20 protein-coding genes are annotated in these 17,108 nt (G+C 60.2%); 11 read left to right on the forward strand and 9 right to left on the reverse strand.

Annotation, left to right across the window (positions count from 1 at the left end; genetic code table 11):
• From GOW09_RS02500 to GOW09_RS22505, 8 genes are read left to right on the forward strand one after another with little or no spacing between them, the layout of a single operon-like run.
• On the forward strand, positions 1-321 hold the full coding sequence (locus GOW09_RS02500; RefSeq protein ID WP_171115401.1) for a gene transfer agent family protein: 321 nt from the start codon (positions 1-3) through the stop codon (positions 319-321).
• Positions 318-527, forward strand: coding sequence for a rcc01693 family protein (locus tag GOW09_RS02505; protein WP_171115402.1), 210 nt, complete (start codon positions 318-320; stop codon positions 525-527). The genes GOW09_RS02500 and GOW09_RS02505 overlap by 4 nt, the downstream gene beginning before the upstream one ends.
• On the forward strand, positions 514-1,176 hold the full coding sequence (locus tag GOW09_RS02510) for a phage tail tape measure protein (protein WP_171115403.1): 663 nt from the start codon (positions 514-516) through the stop codon (positions 1,174-1,176). The genes GOW09_RS02505 and GOW09_RS02510 overlap by 14 nt, the downstream gene beginning before the upstream one ends.
• 15 nt (positions 1,177-1,191) lie before the next feature.
• A complete protein-coding gene (locus GOW09_RS02515; protein WP_171115404.1) occupies positions 1,192-1,824 on the forward strand; it encodes a DUF2460 domain-containing protein in 633 nt (210 codons plus the stop codon).
• A complete protein-coding gene (locus GOW09_RS02520) occupies positions 1,824-2,711 on the forward strand; it encodes a DUF2163 domain-containing protein (protein WP_171115405.1) in 888 nt (295 codons plus the stop codon). The genes GOW09_RS02515 and GOW09_RS02520 overlap by 1 nt, the downstream gene beginning before the upstream one ends.
• A complete protein-coding gene (locus GOW09_RS02525) occupies positions 2,708-3,154 on the forward strand; it encodes an NlpC/P60 family protein (RefSeq protein ID WP_171115406.1) in 447 nt (148 codons plus the stop codon). Before GOW09_RS02520 ends, GOW09_RS02525 begins: the two co-directional genes overlap by 4 nt.
• Entirely contained in the window at positions 3,154-7,269 is a 4,116-nt protein-coding gene (locus GOW09_RS22500) for a glycoside hydrolase/phage tail family protein (RefSeq protein WP_254442687.1), read from the forward strand. The genes GOW09_RS02525 and GOW09_RS22500 overlap by 1 nt, the downstream gene beginning before the upstream one ends.
• The gene (locus tag GOW09_RS22505) at positions 7,269-7,409 is read left to right on the forward strand and encodes a hypothetical protein (protein ID WP_253284160.1); all 141 of its coding nucleotides are present in this window, start codon (positions 7,269-7,271) and stop codon (positions 7,407-7,409) included. Before GOW09_RS22500 ends, GOW09_RS22505 begins: the two co-directional genes overlap by 1 nt.
• Positions 7,410-7,545: 136 nt before the next feature.
• On the opposite strand, the gene GOW09_RS02545 is transcribed toward GOW09_RS22505, so the two are convergent.
• Positions 7,546-7,884, reverse strand: a complete 339-nt coding sequence (locus GOW09_RS02545) for a TraR/DksA C4-type zinc finger protein (RefSeq protein WP_171115407.1) — start codon at positions 7,882-7,884, stop codon at positions 7,546-7,548.
• 83 nt (positions 7,885-7,967) lie between these two features.
• Between GOW09_RS02545 and cysE the strand changes: the two genes are divergently transcribed.
• Positions 7,968-8,777 (forward strand): serine O-acetyltransferase, encoded by an 810-nt coding sequence (cysE, locus tag GOW09_RS02550; protein ID WP_171115408.1) that lies wholly within the window; start codon positions 7,968-7,970, stop codon positions 8,775-8,777.
• 4 nt (positions 8,778-8,781) lie between these two features.
• Here cysE and GOW09_RS02555 read toward each other — a convergent pair whose 3' ends face one another.
• From GOW09_RS02555 to pgk, 7 genes are all read right to left on the reverse strand, one after another.
• Positions 8,782-8,952 carry a hypothetical protein gene (locus GOW09_RS02555; RefSeq protein WP_171115409.1) on the reverse strand — a complete coding sequence of 57 codons (171 nt, stop codon included), beginning with the start codon at positions 8,950-8,952 and terminating at the stop codon, positions 8,782-8,784.
• 225 nt (positions 8,953-9,177) lie between these two features.
• Positions 9,178-10,491 (reverse strand): pyruvate dehydrogenase complex dihydrolipoamide acetyltransferase, encoded by a 1,314-nt coding sequence (locus GOW09_RS02560; protein ID WP_171115411.1) that lies wholly within the window; start codon positions 10,489-10,491, stop codon positions 9,178-9,180.
• Positions 10,492-10,505: 14 nt separating this feature from the next.
• Positions 10,506-11,882, reverse strand: coding sequence for a pyruvate dehydrogenase complex E1 component subunit beta (locus tag GOW09_RS02565; protein WP_171115413.1), 1,377 nt, complete (start codon positions 11,880-11,882; stop codon positions 10,506-10,508).
• A gap of 15 nt (positions 11,883-11,897) precedes the next feature.
• Positions 11,898-12,887, reverse strand: coding sequence for a pyruvate dehydrogenase (acetyl-transferring) E1 component subunit alpha (gene pdhA, locus GOW09_RS02570; RefSeq protein ID WP_171115415.1), 990 nt, complete (start codon positions 12,885-12,887; stop codon positions 11,898-11,900).
• 170 nt (positions 12,888-13,057) lie between these two features.
• Positions 13,058-13,357 (reverse strand): septum formation initiator family protein, encoded by a 300-nt coding sequence (locus GOW09_RS02575; protein WP_171115419.1) that lies wholly within the window; start codon positions 13,355-13,357, stop codon positions 13,058-13,060.
• 140 nt (positions 13,358-13,497) lie between these two features.
• Positions 13,498-13,812, reverse strand: a complete 315-nt coding sequence (locus tag GOW09_RS02580) for a lysozyme inhibitor LprI family protein (RefSeq protein ID WP_171167667.1) — start codon at positions 13,810-13,812, stop codon at positions 13,498-13,500.
• Between the two features lie 101 nt (positions 13,813-13,913).
• Positions 13,914-15,104 (reverse strand): phosphoglycerate kinase, encoded by a 1,191-nt coding sequence (gene pgk / locus GOW09_RS02585; RefSeq protein ID WP_171115424.1) that lies wholly within the window; start codon positions 15,102-15,104, stop codon positions 13,914-13,916.
• A gap of 133 nt (positions 15,105-15,237) precedes the next feature.
• On the opposite strand from pgk, the gene GOW09_RS02590 reads away from it, so the two are divergent.
• Both GOW09_RS02590 and GOW09_RS02595 read left to right on the forward strand, forming a co-directional pair.
• The gene (locus GOW09_RS02590) at positions 15,238-15,744 is read left to right on the forward strand and encodes a peptidylprolyl isomerase (RefSeq protein WP_152458298.1); all 507 of its coding nucleotides are present in this window, start codon (positions 15,238-15,240) and stop codon (positions 15,742-15,744) included.
• Entirely contained in the window at positions 15,737-16,294 is a 558-nt protein-coding gene (locus GOW09_RS02595; RefSeq protein WP_152458297.1) for a peptidylprolyl isomerase, read from the forward strand. Before GOW09_RS02590 ends, GOW09_RS02595 begins: the two co-directional genes overlap by 8 nt.
• 62 nt (positions 16,295-16,356) lie before the next feature.
• Here GOW09_RS02595 and aqpZ read toward each other — a convergent pair whose 3' ends face one another.
• Positions 16,357-17,046: an aquaporin Z gene (gene aqpZ, locus GOW09_RS02600; protein WP_152458296.1), complete on the reverse strand. Its 690-nt coding sequence runs from the start codon at positions 17,044-17,046 to the stop codon at positions 16,357-16,359.
• Positions 17,047-17,108: the final 62 nt, after the last annotated feature.

Consider the following 17,108-nt stretch of genomic DNA (forward strand, 5'->3'; position numbering starts at 1 on the left):
ATGGCCAATCCGTGGACAGGCGAGGTGGCGCTGACCATCGATGGCGAGCAGCGTGTGCTCAAACTGACGCTTGGTGCTTTGGCGGAGCTGGAGCAGGAGCTGAATGCTGGGTCGCTGGTTGAGCTGGTGCAACGGTTTGAGGGCGGTGCGTATTCCAGTGCAGATGTTCTGGCGCTGATCGGTGCCGGTTTGCGGGGCGGTGGCTTGAACATTGCCCGGGCCGACCTGATGCATGCCGAGATCGAAGGCGGCCCCATGGCTGCCGCCAGAACCGCAGCCGAATTGTTGGCGCGCGCCTTCATGGTGCCGGAGGGCGCATGAACGGGTTCGACTGGCCTGCCCTGATGCGGGCCGGATTTCTGGGGCTGCGACTGACGCCGGATCAATTCTGGCGTCTGACCCCGGCAGAGCTGCGGCTGATGCTGGGGCAGGGTTCCGGAGCGCCCGCAATGAACCGGGCGGGGTTGGACGCTTTGCTGGCGGCCTATCCGGACAAGACACAAGGAGAGCGTGATGACAGATCATGACGGGTTTGATGACCTGCAAGAACGAGGCGAAGCGCTGGGCGATTCCCTCGGCGATGCTGCGACTATGGCGGCGGCGTTTGACAGCCAGATGAAGCGCATCAGCGCCGCATTTGAAGAGACCGGCAAGGATGTCGCCACGCTGGAGCGCGGCATGTCCAGTGGATTGCGCAAGGCCTTCGATGGTGTCGTTCTGGATGGGATGAGCCTTTCCGGTGCGTTGGATATCCTGAGGAACTCGTTGATCCAAACGGCTTATGCGGCTGCGATCAAGCCGGTGACGGACCACTTTGGCGGCATGCTGGCCAACACGGTCGGCGGGTTGGTGAAGGGAATTCTGCCCTTTGCTGATGGCGGCAGCTTCAGCCAGGGCCGGGTGATGCCCTTCGCCAATGGCGGTGTGGTCAGCGGCCCGACCATGTTTCCCATGCGCGGCGGCACCGGGCTGATGGGAGAAGCCGGGCCAGAGGCGATCATGCCGCTTGCGCGCGGGGCCGATGGCAAGCTGGGCGTGCGGACGCAGGGCGCCGGGCGTGCCGTGAATGTCGTGATGAACATTTCGACACCTGACGTGCAGGGGTTCCGCCGCTCTCAGGGGCAGATTGCGGCCCAGATGAGCCGCGCGCTGGGGCGCGGCAATCGCAACAGGTAAATCAGGGAGCAGCTGATGAATTTCCACGAGGTGAGATTTCCCGCCAGCCTGAGCTTTGGCTCGGTCGGGGGGCCGGAACGGCGCACGGACATCGTGACGCTGGCCAATGGTTTTGAAGAGCGCAACACGCCCTGGGCCCATTCGCGTCGCCGATATGACGCGGGGTTAGGGATGCGTTCGCTGGACGATATCGAGACACTGATTTCGTTCTTCGAAGCGCGGCAGGGCCAGATGTTCGGCTTTCGCTGGAAAGACTGGTCGGATTTCAAATCCGGCAAGGCCACGGCGGATACCAATTTCGGAGATCAGGTGATCGCGAAAGGCGACGGAACACGCACCGAATTCCAGTTGATCAAGACCTACCATTCGGGCGGAGCAAGCTATGCGCGCCCCATCGTGAAACCGGTATTGGGGACGGTGCGCCTGGGGCTGGATCAGGATGAGGTCCGCGAGGGCGTGGATTTTGACGTTGATCTGACGACGGGCAGGGTCACGTTTGCGGACCCGCCGCCGGAAGAGGTCGATATCACTGCGGGTTTTGAGTTTGATGTGCCGGTGCGTTTTGACACCGACAAAATCCAGACCAGTGTTGCCAGTTTTCAGGCCGGAGACGTACCGAATGTTCCAGTGGTCGAGGTGCGCATCTGATGGCTGAAGATATTGAGGGTCTGCACGCGCATCTGCAAAGCGGGTTGACAACGGTCTGCCGCTGTTGGGCGATCAAACGCACGGACGGGCAGGAATACGGTTTCACCGACCACGACATGGAGCTGAGTTTTGACGGGTTGACCTTCAAGGCCAGCACCGGCCTGACGGCCGCCGCCATCGAGCAGGCCACCGGCCTGTCCATCGACAACACGGAAGCGATGGGCGCCCTGTCTGACGCGGCCATTCGCGACGAGGATATCGAAGCGGGGCGTTTTGACGGGGCCGAAGTGCGGGCCTGGTTGGTCAATTGGGCAGATCTGGATAAGCGCGTCCTTCAGTTCCGTGGTTCAATCGGTGAGTTGCGCCGCTCTGGCGGCGCGTTCCATGCGGAATTGCGTGGCCTGACCGACTTGCTGAACCGCCCCTTGGGGCGCGTTTACCAAAAGCCTTGCACGGCTGTGTTGGGGGATCGGGCCTGCCGGTTCAACACCGACACGCCGGGGTATTGGTTCGACGGTGTGATCTCGGGTTTCGATGGCGGCACCCTTTTGCATGTTGCAGGAGGCCAGACCATTGAAGAAGGCTGGTTCGAACGGGGGCGCGTGGATGTTTTGTCCGGTTCTGCCAAGGGGTTGTGGTCTTCGATCAAGAACGACAGGCAGACGGCAACCGGGCGCGAGATCACGCTTTGGTCCGGTTTCGGGGCCAGCCTGGCGATTGGTGACGGTGTGAAACTGCGGGCAGGATGCGACAAGCGCATGGAAACCTGCCAGTTCAAGTTCAACAACTTTCTGAATTTTCAAGGGTTTCCAGATCTTCCGGGCGAAGACTGGGTCATGGCTGTTCCCAAGAAAAGCAAAGCCAATAGCGGAGGCAGCTTACGGTGACGATACGTAGCGAGGATATTGTGACAGAGGCGCGCAATTGGCTTGGAACGCCTTATATGCATCAGGCCTCGGTCAAAGGTGCCGGTGCGGATTGTCTGGGCCTGTTGCGCGGCGTTTGGCGCGCCGTGATCGGGCGGGAACCTGAATCTGTTACGGCCTACAGCATGGACTGGTCCGAACCGCAGGGTGAGGAACGGATGTGGGTGGCTGCCAGGCGGCATCTGGTCGAAAAACCAATAGGCAAAATGGCATCGGGGGATGTTCTGCTGTTTCGGATGCGCGACGCAAGCGTCGCCAAGCATCTGGGCATCGTCAGTACCACGCACCCCGAGCCCCGCTTTATTCACGCGTATTCCGGCCACGGCGTGGTGGAAAACGCACTGAGCAGGCCTTGGTACCGCCGTATCGTTTCCTGTTTCGAATTCCCGATGGAGATGCATTGATGGCCACTATTCTTCTTTCTGCAGCCGGGGCCGCGCTGGGCGGTTCGATCGGGGGCACGGTTGCGGGCCTTTCAACCGCGATTATCGGTCGGGCCGTCGGTGCGACGGTCGGGCGAGTCCTTGATCAGAAGTTCTTTAACCAGTCCGTTATGGGCAGCGGCAGTGAGGTCGTCGAAACCGGCCGCATGGATCGGTTTCGGTTGACGGAAACTGGCGAAGGTGCGCCGGTGACCACCGTGTTTGGCCGTATGCGTGTGGGTGGTCAGGTCATTTGGGCTTCGGATTTTCTGGAGACCCAGACGACCACCACAGAGGGTGGCGGCGGCGGGGGCAAGGGGAAACCCAAGACCCCTGAGGTGACTACCGTCACGTACAGTTACTCGATTTCGCTGGCGATTGCGGTTGGCGCCGGTGAGATTGCCGATGTCGCGCGGATTTGGGCGGATGGAGAAGAACAAGATCGATCCAGCCTCAACATGCGGGTTTACCATGGCACGTGGGATCAGTTGCCGGATCCTCTGATCGAGGCGATTGAAGGCGCTGGAACGGTTCCAGCATATCGCGGAACCGCCTATGTCGTGATCGAGGACTTCCCGCTCGGCGCTTTCGGCAACCGGGTGCCGCAGTTTTCATTTGAAGTTGTGCGCCCCACGCAGCGGGACATGCCCGATCACGACAGTGCATTGCCTCAGATCGTGCGCGGGGTCGCCATGATACCGGGGACCGGAGAATACGCTCTGGCCAGCTCTCAGGTGAATTATTCACAATCTGGCAAGAGCTGGCCTGCAAACGCACATTCCGCGTCAGGCACCTCGGATCTTGTCTCCTCGACCCGAGCGCTGGAAAGCGAGTTGCCCAATTGCGATGCTGCATCATTGGTGGTGTCGTGGTTCGGCGATGACCTGAGATGCGGACATTGCAAGATCCGGCCAAAGATCGAACAGCGCGAGAACGACAGCAGCGATATGCCCTGGATCGTATCTGATCAGGCCCGAAGTGACGCCGGGCTTGTGGTGCGACAGAACGGCCGCCCGGTCTATGGGGGGACTCCGGCCGATGCGGCCGTGGTCGAGGCGATCCGGCATCTGAACCAATCCGGCAAACGGGTGATGCTTTACCCATTCATCCTGATGGAGCAATTGCCGGGGAACGGGCTGCCTGATCCCTGGTCGGATGCGTCAAGTCAGCATCACCTGCCATGGCGTGGGCGGATCACCCTGGATGTGGCACCGGGACGTCCGGGTTCCGTGGACCAGACGGCATCGGCCGATGCACAAGTCGCCGCGTTCTTCGGAACAGCACGTGCGCAAGATTTTGCGATCAACCAGGATACGAACGGATCGGGCGGCACCGGCAGTGGCTCGGGTGGTCTGGTCAGGCCCAGACCGGGTGGTCGGCCTGACGATAGAGGGGATACCGGTTTAACTTGGGTCTCCGGGGGCGGTACCTTTGGCGGGCTGCTGGGGGATAGCGGTGTCACGGCCAAAGAAATCATCACATATTCCGGCCCTCAGGAATGGAGCCTGCGGCGTTTCATTCTGCACTATGCCATGCTGTGCAAGGCTGCCGGCGGCGTTTCGTCGTTCTGCATCTCGTCCGAGATGCGTGGCCTGACGCAGATCAGGGGGGCTTCGGGCTTTCCGGCCGTTGCGCAGCTTCGCGCCTTGGCGGCCGAGGTGCGTCAGATTCTGGGGCCGGACACGAAAATCGGCTATGCAGCGGATTGGAGCGAGTATTTCGGATACCAGCCAAAGGGCACCAGCGACAGGTATTTTCACCTCGACCCTCTTTGGGCGGACGACAACATCGATTTCATCGGCATCGACAACTACATGCCGTTGTCCGATTGGCGTGACGGTGAACATCATCTGGACGCCGAGGCCGGCGCGCCTTCGATTTACGACCTTGGGTATCTTCGCAGCAATATCGAAGGCGGTGAAGGGTATGACTGGTACTACGCCTCTCCGGAAGAGGCGGAAGCGCAGATCAGGAATCCGATCGAAGATCAGGGGCATGACGAGCCGTGGATCTGGAGATACAAGGACCTGCGCAGCTGGTGGTCGAATCCGCATCACGAACGGATCGGAGGTGTGCGTCAACCCAACCCGACCGATTGGGTGCCCGGATCGAAACCGATCTGGTTCACCGAGTTGGGGTGTGCGGCAATCGACAAGGGCACGAACCAGCCGAACAAATTCCTGGACCCGAAGTCATCGGAATCGTTGTTGCCCGCGTATTCAAACGGGCTGCGCGACGACTTCATTCAGGTTCAGTATCTGACGGCGATGCTTGGCTATTGGAGCGATCCGAAGGTCAATCCGATCTCGGACATCAACGGCGCGCCGATGGTGGACATGGCAAACGCGTATGTCTGGGCATGGGATACCCGTCCGTTTCCGACCTTTCCGAACCTGAAAAGCCAGTGGGACGATGGCGAGAACTATCCCAGAGGGCACTGGCTTAACGGTCGGTCCGGGTCTCGCACGTTGGCCTCCGTGGTGACCGAAATCTGCCACGGTGCAGGTGTCACGGATATAGACGTCTCTGGTCTGTACGGTGTGGTCCGCGGGTATGTCATCGAAGACGTGACGAACGCTCGTTCCGCCTTGCAGCCGCTGATGCTGCGCTATGGGTTTGATGCGATCGAAAGGGATGGAGTGTTGAAGTTCCAGATGCGCGACGGGTACGGCGCGGTTGCCTTGAACCCCGACCATCTGGCGATCAGCAGTGATCTTGAGGGCACGGTTGAACACCGGCGTGAGGCCGAGGCCGAAATGACCGGGCGCGTTCGTCTGCGCTTTGTTCAGTCGGACGCGGATCATGATGTCGTCGCGGAAGAGGCGGTTTTGCCCGATGATCGCACCCATTCCGTATCTGTGAATGAGATGCCTCTGTCCATGACCCGTACCGAAGGGCGGCAAACGGCCGAACGCTGGTTGAGCGAAGCCAGAGTTTCCCGTGATACGGTTCGGTTTGCGCTTCCGCCGTCTCAAATGCACCTGGGGGCAGGGGATCTGGTTCGTTTGACAGATGCTGAAACCGGGCCGGTGTACCGGATCGACCGGTTGGAATCCGCCGACCTGCAACTGGTTGAAGCGGTCCGGATCGAACAGGGCGTGTACAAAGCGTCCGAATTGAACGACGACCCGGCAACGGTCAAACCATATGCGGCGCCGGTCCCCGTGCTGCCGGTTTTTCTGGATCTGCCCTTGATCACGGGGGCCGAGGCCCCTCATGCGCCCTATCTGGCCGTTACCGGAGATCCGTGGCCCGGGGCGGCAGCGGTCTATTCCTCGTCCAGCGACGATAGCTATCGCCTGAGCGACGTCATTGCCCAGCGGGCCGTGGTCGGCGTGACCGAAACACCGCTGAGGCGCGCCAGTGCCGGTGTCTGGGATGAGGGCCCTGCCTTGAAGGTCAAACTGCTTGCAGGTCAGTTGGAATCCCGCCCGCGCAGCTCGGTGCTGAATGGCGTCAATCTGGCTGCAATCGGTGACGGAACACCCGGTAACTGGGAGGTTTTTCAGTTCGCTGACGCGGCGCTCGAGGCCCCGGATGTATACGCGTTGTCCGGGCGGCTCAGGGGTCAACTGGGAACAGACGCCTTGATGCCTGATGTCTGGCCGGATGGATCAGTATTCGTTCTGTTGAATGAAAGGGTGCAACAGATCAGCTTGCTGCGAAACGAAAGGCGTCTTGCCAAACATTATCGTATTGGGCCTGCGACCCGCGGCTATGATGACCCGTCCTATCAACACCTGATTGCCTCGTTTGCAGGCAACGGATTGCGCCCCTATGCGCCTGTGCACATGCGGGTTCGGTCTGGTGCCGCCGGGGATGAGCTTGCGTGGATCCGACGTGCCCGAACGGATGCGGATGACTGGTCGGGGCTGGAGATTCCCCTGGGCGAAGAAAACGAATCCTACCTGGTCCGTGTCATTGCGGGTGGAACCGTTCTGCGTGAAGAACTGACATCCGAACCAAGGTGGACCTATTCGACAGCCATGAAAGCGGCGGATGGTCAGTCCGGGGTCTATGAGGTCGAAGTGGCCCAGGTATCTGCTGTATTCGGACCGGGTGCTTGGTCGCGTCTTGCGGTTGGGCAAGCTGCCTGATGCGGCCGGTTCTGCATGGGGATGTCAGTGCTGCGGCGCGCGCCTTGCTGGCCGTGGCGCAGCCGGACAGGGGGGCTTTGTGTGTGCGGATGATCCACGAGGCGGAATTGGCCGACAGGCATTTGGAGCGCACGGGCTAGCTCCACCCGGTCTACGGCAATGGTTCTCTCATGGCCGTTGCGCGAAACAGGGCCCTGGCCGATGAACCCGGGTTTGACGATCTGCAATATTGCCAGTGTTTTGAGATGGTTCTGCACCAGCTTGCCAGATTTCAGGCTAGCCGGACGCGCAGCTGACGCATTTGCTGGCAGCCAGATCCAGATTCAGCCGCCCATCCGGAATGCGCTCTCCGCAGTCTTCGCAATACCCGAACTCGCCCGCTTCAAGCCGTTCCAACGCGGCCAGAAGCCGGCGTGTTTCCACATCGCGATTGGCCTGCTGTGCCTTGGCCATGGCCTGATTTTGCAGCGCATCCATGCGGCTCAGCCGTCCAACGGCCTGTTGATCCAGCTCGACAACAGCCTGAGCCTGCTGCCCCGACGCTGACATCTGCTGCAATTCCGCCAATCGCTCGCGAATTCGTGTTTCGAAATGGGTGCGCTCTGACTCATTCATTTTCGTTACATGACCGATCATGGGTTTGCGTTTGGTCTTTTTGCCACTAAATGGCATTCTAGGCGCAGCAAAGGATCAAAGCCATGTTCGAAAAGCGCAGCCATGTGACACCGGTTGATCCGGTCTGGACCCGTATCACATCCGAGGCCCATGCGGCCGTCGAGAAAGAGCCCCTCATGGGGGGGCTCGTGCACGCCTGTATCCTGCATCACCGCAGCCTTGAACGCGCGCTTTCATATCGGGTGGCGGCCAAGCTGTGCTCGAACGAAATGTCGATGATGGTTCTGCGTGAAATCGTGGATGAGGTATATGCCGACGATCCGGATTTGCTCGAAGCTGCTCGGGCGGACCTTATGGCCGTTTACGAACGTGACCCGGCCTGTCATCGGCTATTGCAGCCGATCCTGTATTTCAAAGGGTACCAGGCCATGCAGGCCTATCGCGTGGCCCATTGGTTGTGGCGCAAGGGGCGCTATGATCTGGCCTATTTCTTCCAGATGCGCTCATCCGAGATTTTCGGGATCGACATTCACCCGGCAGCCAAAATCGGCAAGGGCATCATGATCGACCATGCCCATTCCATCGTGATTGGCGAGACGGCAGTGGTGGGCGACAACGTGTCGATGCTGCACTCGGTGACGCTGGGCGGAACCGGCAAGGAAGAAGAAGACCGTCATCCAAAAATCGGAGACGGTGTTCTGATCGGGGCCGGGGCCAAGGTGCTGGGCAATATCACCATTGGCCATTGCAGCCGCATCGCCGCCGGTTCGGTGGTGCTGCAAGAGGTGCCGCCCTGCAAGACGGTCGCCGGTATCCCCGCCAAGATCGTGGGGGAAGCCGGGTGCGACCAGCCTTCGATCTCGATGGATCATATGCTGGGCAAGGATCAGTAACAGTTCAGCGAGAGCGGTTGGCGCGTTTGTCCAACCGCTTGCGCCGCCGTTCTTCCCTTTTTTGTTTGCGAAGCTCCTGCCGTCTGTCCTGTGCGGCTTTCTGCCGGGCAATCGCGGCCGGATCGTTTGGCTTGAACTTTGAATGCTCACCCGTATAGCCGTTGGGCTTTGCCATGGCACATTCAGGTGCCGTGGCTGCGGGTATCGCCAAAACAGTAGGCCGAGAATGAGATTTCTTGAGAGCATCGCGCACCTGCCTTCCGTCTGCTTCTAAAGGAAGGAAATGGGGCGCTTGGATACATCGGGCAATCGGTGCCCCGATCACGCAAGTTCAATTCAGTGCAAACACTTGAGGCTGCCCGCGCTCCGGCTGTCCGGGGCACGGGCATCATTCGGGTCGTCAGGCCAGCATGACCATCGGGTTTTCCAGGTTGTCGACAATAGCCTTGAGCAGTTCTGCCCCCAGCGCGCCGTCGATGACGCGGTGATCGACGGACATGGTAACAGACATTACGGTCGCCACCGTCAGTTCTCCATCATCCCCGACAACGGGCTTTTTCACGCCGGTGCCCACCGCCAGAATACCGGCATGAGGCGGGTTCACGATGGCGTCGAAATTGTCGATGCCGAACATGCCGAGGTTCGAGATGGCAAACGTGCCACCCTGATACTCGTGCGGTGCCAACTTGCGCTCGCGGGCACGAGCGGCGAGATCCTTCATCTCGGTCGAAAGCGCCGACAGAGATTTCATGTCGGCGTCCTGAAGAACCGGGGTGAACAACCCGCCCTCGATCGCGACCGCTACGGCCACGTCCGACGGCTTGAGTTGCAACACGCGGTCACCCGCCCAGACGGCGTTGCAGGCCGGAACCTGCTGAAGCGCGTTGGCGACGGCCTTGATGATGAAGTCGTTCACGCTCAACTTCACGCCACGGCCTTCCAACTGCTTGTTCAACTGGCTGCGGAACTTCAGCAGCGCATCCAGCTTGATGTCACGGCGCAGGTAGAAATGCGGGATGGTCTGTTTGGCCTCGCCCAGTCGCGCAGCGATGGTTTTGCGCATCCCGTCGAGCTGAATTTCTTCGTACTCGCGGCCCTCATACATCCGCGCGACCATATCGGCGGACGGTCCAGAGGCCGCCGCCGGTGCGGTCGCAGGCGCGGCCGCGGCGGCTGCCGGGGCAGTGGGCGTCGCAGTGGCCGTCGCGCCCTCGACATCCGCCTTGACGATGCGGCCATGCGGGCCAGAGCCTGTGATCTGTGCCAGATCTAGGCCTTTCTGCGCAGCGATTCGTCGGGCTAGAGGGGAAGCAAAGATACGACCGCCATCCGCCTTGACCGGAGCGGCCGGCGCAGGGGCAGGGGCGGGCGCCTCGGACGCCGCAGGGGCGGCGGCCTCGTTGCCCGCGTCGGCTGCGGGGGCAGCCTCCGGGGTCTTGGCCGGGGCCGCGGCGATGTCATCGGCGCTTTCGCCATCTTCCAGCAAAATCGCGATGGCGGTATTGACTTTGACCCCTTCGGTGCCTTCGGGGATCAGGATTTTGCCGACGATGCCTTCATCGACGGCTTCGAACTCCATCGTGGCCTTGTCGGTTTCGATCTCGGCTAGCAAATCGCCGGAGGAGACGGTGTCGCCTTCCTTGACCAGCCATTTTGCAAGCGTGCCTTCCTCCATGGTCGGTGAAAGGGCGGGCATCAGAATTTCGGTGGGCATCTGTCTGTCGCTCCTTACCGGTAGGTCACTTGTTTCACGGCTTCGATCACCTCGTCCGTAGTGATCAGGGCCAGCTTTTCGAGGTTCGCGGCGTAGGGCATCGGAACATCCTTGCCGGTGCAGTTGATGACCGGCGCGTCGAGATAATCGAATGCTTCCTGCATCACGACGGATGAGATGTAACTGCCGACCGAACCTTGCGGCCAGCCTTCTTCCACGGTCACCAGACGGTTGGTTTTCATCACTGAGTTGATGATCGCACCGGTATCCATCGGACGGATGGTGCGCAGGTCAATCACCTCGGCGCTGATGCCGTCTTCGGCCAGCCTGTCGGCGGCTTCCAGCGCGTATTGCATGCCGATGCCGAAGCTGACGATGGTCACGTCCGAGCCTTCGCGCCAGATGCGCGCCTTGCCCAGCGGCACGGTCAGGTCATCGACCTGCGGCATGTCGAAAGTGCGACCATAGAGGATTTCGTTTTCCAGGAAGATCACCGGGTTGGGGTCGCGGATGGCCGATTTCAGCAGACCTTTGGCATCGGCTGCGGAATAGGGCATCACCACCTTCAGGCCGGGGATCTGCATGTACCAGGCGGCATAGTCCTGGCTGTGCTGGGCAGCCACGCGCGCGGCGGCGCCGTTGGGGCCGCGGAACACGATCGGACAACCCATCTGACCGCCAGACATGTACAGCGTTTTGGCGGCCGAGTTGATGATCTGGTCGATCGCCTGCATCGCGAAGTTGAACGTCATGAACTCGACGATCGGTTTCAGCCCGCCAAAGGCCGACCCGACGGCGATACCGGCGAAACCATGTTCGGTGATTGGTGTATCGATCACGCGCTTGGGGCCGAATTCGTCCAGCAGACCCTGGGAAATCTTGTATGCGCCCTGATACTCCGCGACTTCCTCGCCCATCAGATAGACGTCTTCGTCGTTGCGCATTTCTTCGGCCATCGCGTCGCGCAGAGCTTCGCGAACGGTTTCGGATTTCATCTCGGCATCTGCCGGCCAGTCGGGCGACAGGTCGACCACCGGCGCAGCGGGGGCCGCAGCAGCAGTAGGAGCCGGGGCCTCGACCGCCGCCGGGGCGGCTTCGGCCACCGCTGCGGCTGCCGGTGCAGCCGCGGTCACGGCCGAGGCGTCTTCGCCTTCCTCGACCAGAACCGCAATCGGGGTGTTCACTTTGACCCCTTCGGTGCCTTCGGCGATCAGGATCTTGCCGACGATGCCCTCGTCGACAGCTTCAAATTCCATTGTCGCCTTGTCGGTCTCGATTTCGGCCAGGATGTCACCGCTTGATACGGTGTCGCCTTCCTTGACCAGCCATTTGGCCAGCGTGCCCTCTTCCATCGTGGGCGAAAGGGCGGGCATGAAAATTTCGGTTGCCATGTCTTATTCGTCCTCTCAGGCGTAAATGTCGGTCCAGAGCTCTTCAACGGCGGGCTCGGGGCTTTCTTTCGAGAATTCGGCGGCTTGGTTCACGATCTCTTTGATTTCCTTGTCGATCGCCTTCAGGTCATCCTCGGTCGCGTGTTTGCCGGTCAGCAGCAACTCGCGCACATGTTCGATCGGGTCGCTTTGTTCGCGGACTTTCTGAACCTCTTCGCGGGTGCGGTACTTGGCCGGGTCAGACATCGAGTGGCCGCGATAGCGGTAGGTCTTTACCTCAAGAATGTAAGGGCCCTTGCCGGCGCGGCAGTGGGCAACGGCCTTTTCACCAGCGGCTTTGACGGCCAGCACATCCATTCCGTTGACGATCTCGCCGGGGATGCCGAAGGCTTCGCCGCGCACATAGATATCGGGTGACGAGGTCGAACGCGCCTGCGCTGTGCCCATGGCGTATTGGTTGTTCTCGATCACGAAAACCACGGGAAGATCCCACAGGGCGGCCATGTTGAACGTCTCATAGACCTGACCCTGGTTTGCGGCACCGTCGCCGAAATAGGTAAAGGTCACGCCGCCATTTTCCTTGTACTTGTCGGCAAAGGCCAGACCTGCACCCAGCGGAACCTGCGCGCCGACGATGCCATGGCCCCCATAGAAGTGCTTTTCTTTCGAGAACATGTGCATCGAGCCGCCCTTGCCCTTGGACAGGCCGCCTTCGCGCCCGGTCAGTTCTGCCATCACGCCGCCCGGGTCCATGCCACAGGCCAGCATATGGCCGTGGTCACGATACGAGGTGATCCGCTTGTCGCCGTCCTGTGCTGCCGCTTCGAGCCCGACAACAACCGCCTCTTGACCGATGTACAGGTGGCAGAACCCGCCGATCAGGCCCATGCCATAAAGCTGACCCGCCTTTTCTTCGAATCGACGGATCAGAAGCATCTCGCGGTAGTATGTCTTGAGTTCTTCCGCAGAAACATTTGGTTTCTTTGTGGTTTTTCGCGCAGCCATAGTGGCGATCTCCCCCTTTCGGCAAGATAGTTTAGCGTTAAACTATCTCATAAAGCATTTGTGGCTTTCTGGCGAGGGGAAATGTGACGCAGCGTCCGCGCAGGCGCGGCGCAGCCGACAAACAAAGCGGTGCGACGATGGTTCGAAGATGTCCGGCGGCCTAAAAAGGATCAGCGGATCACGATCTCATCCGCCCGGATCATGCCAAGAACCGAACGCGCCTGCTGATCGAGCAGGTCAAGATCCAGATAGGTGTCGGACAGGCGCCGAGTCAGGTTTTCCAATTCGGCGATTTGGGCATTCAGCTTTTCCAGGTCCTGTGACAGGGCGTCCCGTTCCGCAGCAATTTCGACCCGCCGAAACAGGCCATAGTCACCTTGTACGGCGGCAAAGGTGAAATACACACCAAGCATGAAAGCCACCGAGAAGAAGATGATTGAGCCCAAACCGGGCCGATGGGAACGGGACACTCTGTTTACCGCCGTATGAAAACTAGCCTCAAAAACGTGCCCTTTGCGAGCATCTGGACACACTATGTCACAGGTGATTCGGGTTGTGAATCCCCTGTTTCGATTTTTTCATCAGTAATTTAAGCGCGTCCTGATCCGCGTCAGCGCCATGATTCCAGCGCCTGATTTCGCGCGACGGTTTGTTCTTTCATGCAGGTCCAGTAGAACATCGGCGCAGCGCTGCCGCCGCCCGACAATTCCTTGTCACAGGTTACGTCTCGGGCCTTCAGCCAGGCGCGTTGTTCGGTCAGAAGGGCATCACCGTCGCCGCGTGCATCGGCTGCGGGCTTGATCTGAGCCCACAGCCGGTTGAGTTCGCGATCTGCGGCCTCCCATTGTTCCTTGGCGCAGAAATTGGCGTCAAGCTGGGTTTGGCCGCCGCAACTGGATTGAGCTGCGGCAGAGCAGGGCAGCATAATTAGGACAAGAAGGTAAATTGGCTTCACGGCAATATCCCCCGTTCAAAAGGGGATACTACCATGGACCATGTCAGGCGATCAAAGGCGGCAAGTGGTGCTTACTGATCCAGCGCTGCGACACCGGGCAGCGTTTTGCCTTCCATCCATTCCAGAAACGCGCCACCCGCGGTCGAGATATAGGTGAAGTCCTTGGCGGCACCCGAGGCGTTCAGGGCAGCAACCGTGTCTCCACCTCCGGCGACCGAGATCAGCTGGCCCGAACGGCTGAGCGCGGCCGCCTTCAAGGCGGCGGCATTGGTGGCGGCGTCGAACGGTTCCAGTTCGAATGCGCCCAGCGGTCCGTTCCAGATCAGGGTTTTGCTTTTTTCGAATATCTCAATGATCGCGGCCACGCTTTCGGGGCCAGCGTCCAGGATCATGCCATCGTCGGGGCATTGATCCGCGGGCAAAACTTGATGCGGGGCATTGGCTTCAAACGTTTCGGCCACCACGACGTCACGCGGCAGAACGATCCGACAGCCGGTGCTTTCGGCCTTGGCCAGAATTTCGGCTGCGGTGTCTTTCATCGCAGTTTCGGCCAGCGATTTTCCGACACTGACACCTTGCGCGACAAGGAACGTATTGGCCATGCCGCCACCGATCACCAGATAATCGACCTTGTCGATCAGATTGCCCAGCAGTTCCAGCTTGGTCGAAACCTTGGCCCCGCCCACAACCGCTGTTACGGGGCGTTCGGGCGCGCCCAACGCGCTTTCCAGTGCCTGCAACTCGGCCTGCATCAAACGACCGGCACAGGCGGGCAGCAGGCGCGCGATGGCCTCGGTCGAGCTGTGGGCCCGGTGCGCCGCTGAAAACGCGTCGTTGCAGTACACGTCACCCAGCCTGGCCATACCTGCGGCCAGATCAGCATCGTTCTTGGTTTCGGCCGCGTGAAAACGCGTGTTCTCGAGCAACAGAACCTGGCCGGGCTGCAACGCCTGTGCCGCCAGTTCGGCCTCGGTTCCGACACAGTCGGCGGCAAACAGGACTTTGGCGTCAAAAGCGCTTTCGAGGGTCGGAACCAGTTGCTTGAGCGACAGGTTCTCGCGCCGCTCTCCTCCGGGGCGACCGAAATGGGCCAGAAGGATCGGTTTGCCGCCTGCGGCCAGAATATCGCGCACCGTCGGCACGATTCTCTGGATGCGGGTGGCGTCGGTCACAACACCGTCAACCACGGGCACGTTGATATCCACACGCACAAGTACGCGTTTGCCGTTCAGGTCCATATCGTCCAGTGTTTTCCAGCCCATTGTGCGATCCTTGTCATTGGCAAATGATTTAGGCGGTTCTTTTCCTGCAATTTGCCCTCAGGTCAATGCGTCACTTGGCATTCGTACGCGTGCGTCATAGGTATTTGCGCAAGATAAACGACAGGAGGGCCTCATGGCCGAGATCAAGGATCCCGAAAACACGATCATCATCGAGCTGAAAGACGGCAATGTCGTCATCGAGCTGCTGCCGGATGTGGCGCCTTTGCACAGCGCGCGGATGAAAGAACTGGCCCGCAGCGGAGAATACGACAACGTGGCCTTTCACCGAGTGATCGACGGCTTTATGGCCCAAACCGGTGACGTGCAGCATGGCGACATGGAAGATGGGTTCAACCTGCGTATGGCGGGGACCGGCGGTTCGTCGCTGCCGAACGTACCGGCAGAGTTCTCCAAGCTGCCCCATGATCGCGGTACGCTGGGCGCGGCCCGGTCGCAGAACCCGGATTCGGCCAACTCTCAGTTCTTCATCAACTTCAAGGACAACCACTTCCTGAACGGTCAGTACACCGTTTATGGCCGCGTCATCGAAGGCATGGAGCATGTGGACGCGATCGTTCGTGGCGAGCCGCCTGCGAACCCCGACCGCATGATCAGCGTCAAGGTGGCCGCAGATGTATAAGCTTGCCGCCACCTTTGCCTTGCTGGCAAGCCCGGCGCTGGCCAGCGGTTTGCAGATCGAGGTCGAAGGGGAAGGGGCCAATGGCACGATCTCCATCGATCTGTTCGAAGATGTCGCGCCGAAGCACGTGGAACAGATCACGGTACTGGCTGCGGACGGCAAGTATGATGGTGTGGTGTTCCACCGCGTGATCGAAGGTTTCATGGCCCAGACCGGCGATGTTCAATACGGCAATTCCACCGCGAACGGCTTTGACATGCGGTATGCCGGGCGTGGTGGGTCAGACCGCCCGGATCTGCCGGCTGAGTTTTCTGATCTGACCTTTGATCGTGGCGTGGTCGGCATGGCCCGGTCGCAGAACCCGGATTCAGCCAATTCGCAGTTCTTTATCATGTTCGAACCCGGCCCGTTTCTGGATGGCCAGTACACCGTGGTCGGTCAGGTGACCGACGGGATGGACGTGGTGGATGCAATCAAACGGGGGCATTCCCAGACCGGAGCGGTTACGGGACAGCCCGACGTGATGAAAAAAGTCACCGTCACCGAATGAACCGAAACAGCCCGGCGTTACAACGAGCGCCGGGCTGTTCCTTATGGTTGATTGAACGAAACTCAATCGTCTTTTGACATCGCTTTCCAGATGACAGCACCGATCGCGCCGCCGATCAGCGGGGCCACCCAGAACAGCCACAGCTGTGACAGGGCAGGGCCGTCGGCAAACAGGGCGACGCCTGTGGACCGGGCCGGGTTGACCGAAGTGTTGGTGACCGGAATTGATACCAGGTGGATCAGGGTCAAGGCCAGACCAATTGCGATGGGGGCGAAACCGGCCGGTGCCTTGTCCGAGGTTGCACCCAGGATGATCAGGATGAAGAAAGCGGTCATCACGATCTCGATCACCAGAGCGGACATCAAAGAATACCCGCCGGGCGAGGCCTCACCATATCCGTTGGACGCAAATCCCCCGACGCCGGCGAAGTCGGGCGCACCGCTGACGATCAGATACAGAACCACTGCGGCGGCGATGGCGCCGATGACCTGAGCGATCCAGTAGGGCAGCAGATCCTTTGCCGGAAACCGCCCGCCGATCATAAGGCCCAGGCTGACCGCCGGATTGAAGTGCCCGCCCGAGATATGGCCAACCGTGTAAGCCATTGTCAGAACCGTCAGGCCGAAGGCGAAGGAAACGCCAAGCCACCCAATGCCGACATCTGCAACGCCCGCTGCCAATACGGCACTGCCGCAACCTCCGAGAACCAGCCAGAAGGTGCCGAAGAACTCGGCCAGTAGTTTTGATGACATGAAATTTCCTCCACAATGCAATGAGCTTAAGTGTAGTTCATAAATTAACTTTTGTTAAATTG

Source organism: Ruegeria sp. HKCCA5463, from assembly GCF_013034175.1.
Lineage (GTDB): Bacteria > Pseudomonadota > Alphaproteobacteria > Rhodobacterales > Rhodobacteraceae > Ruegeria.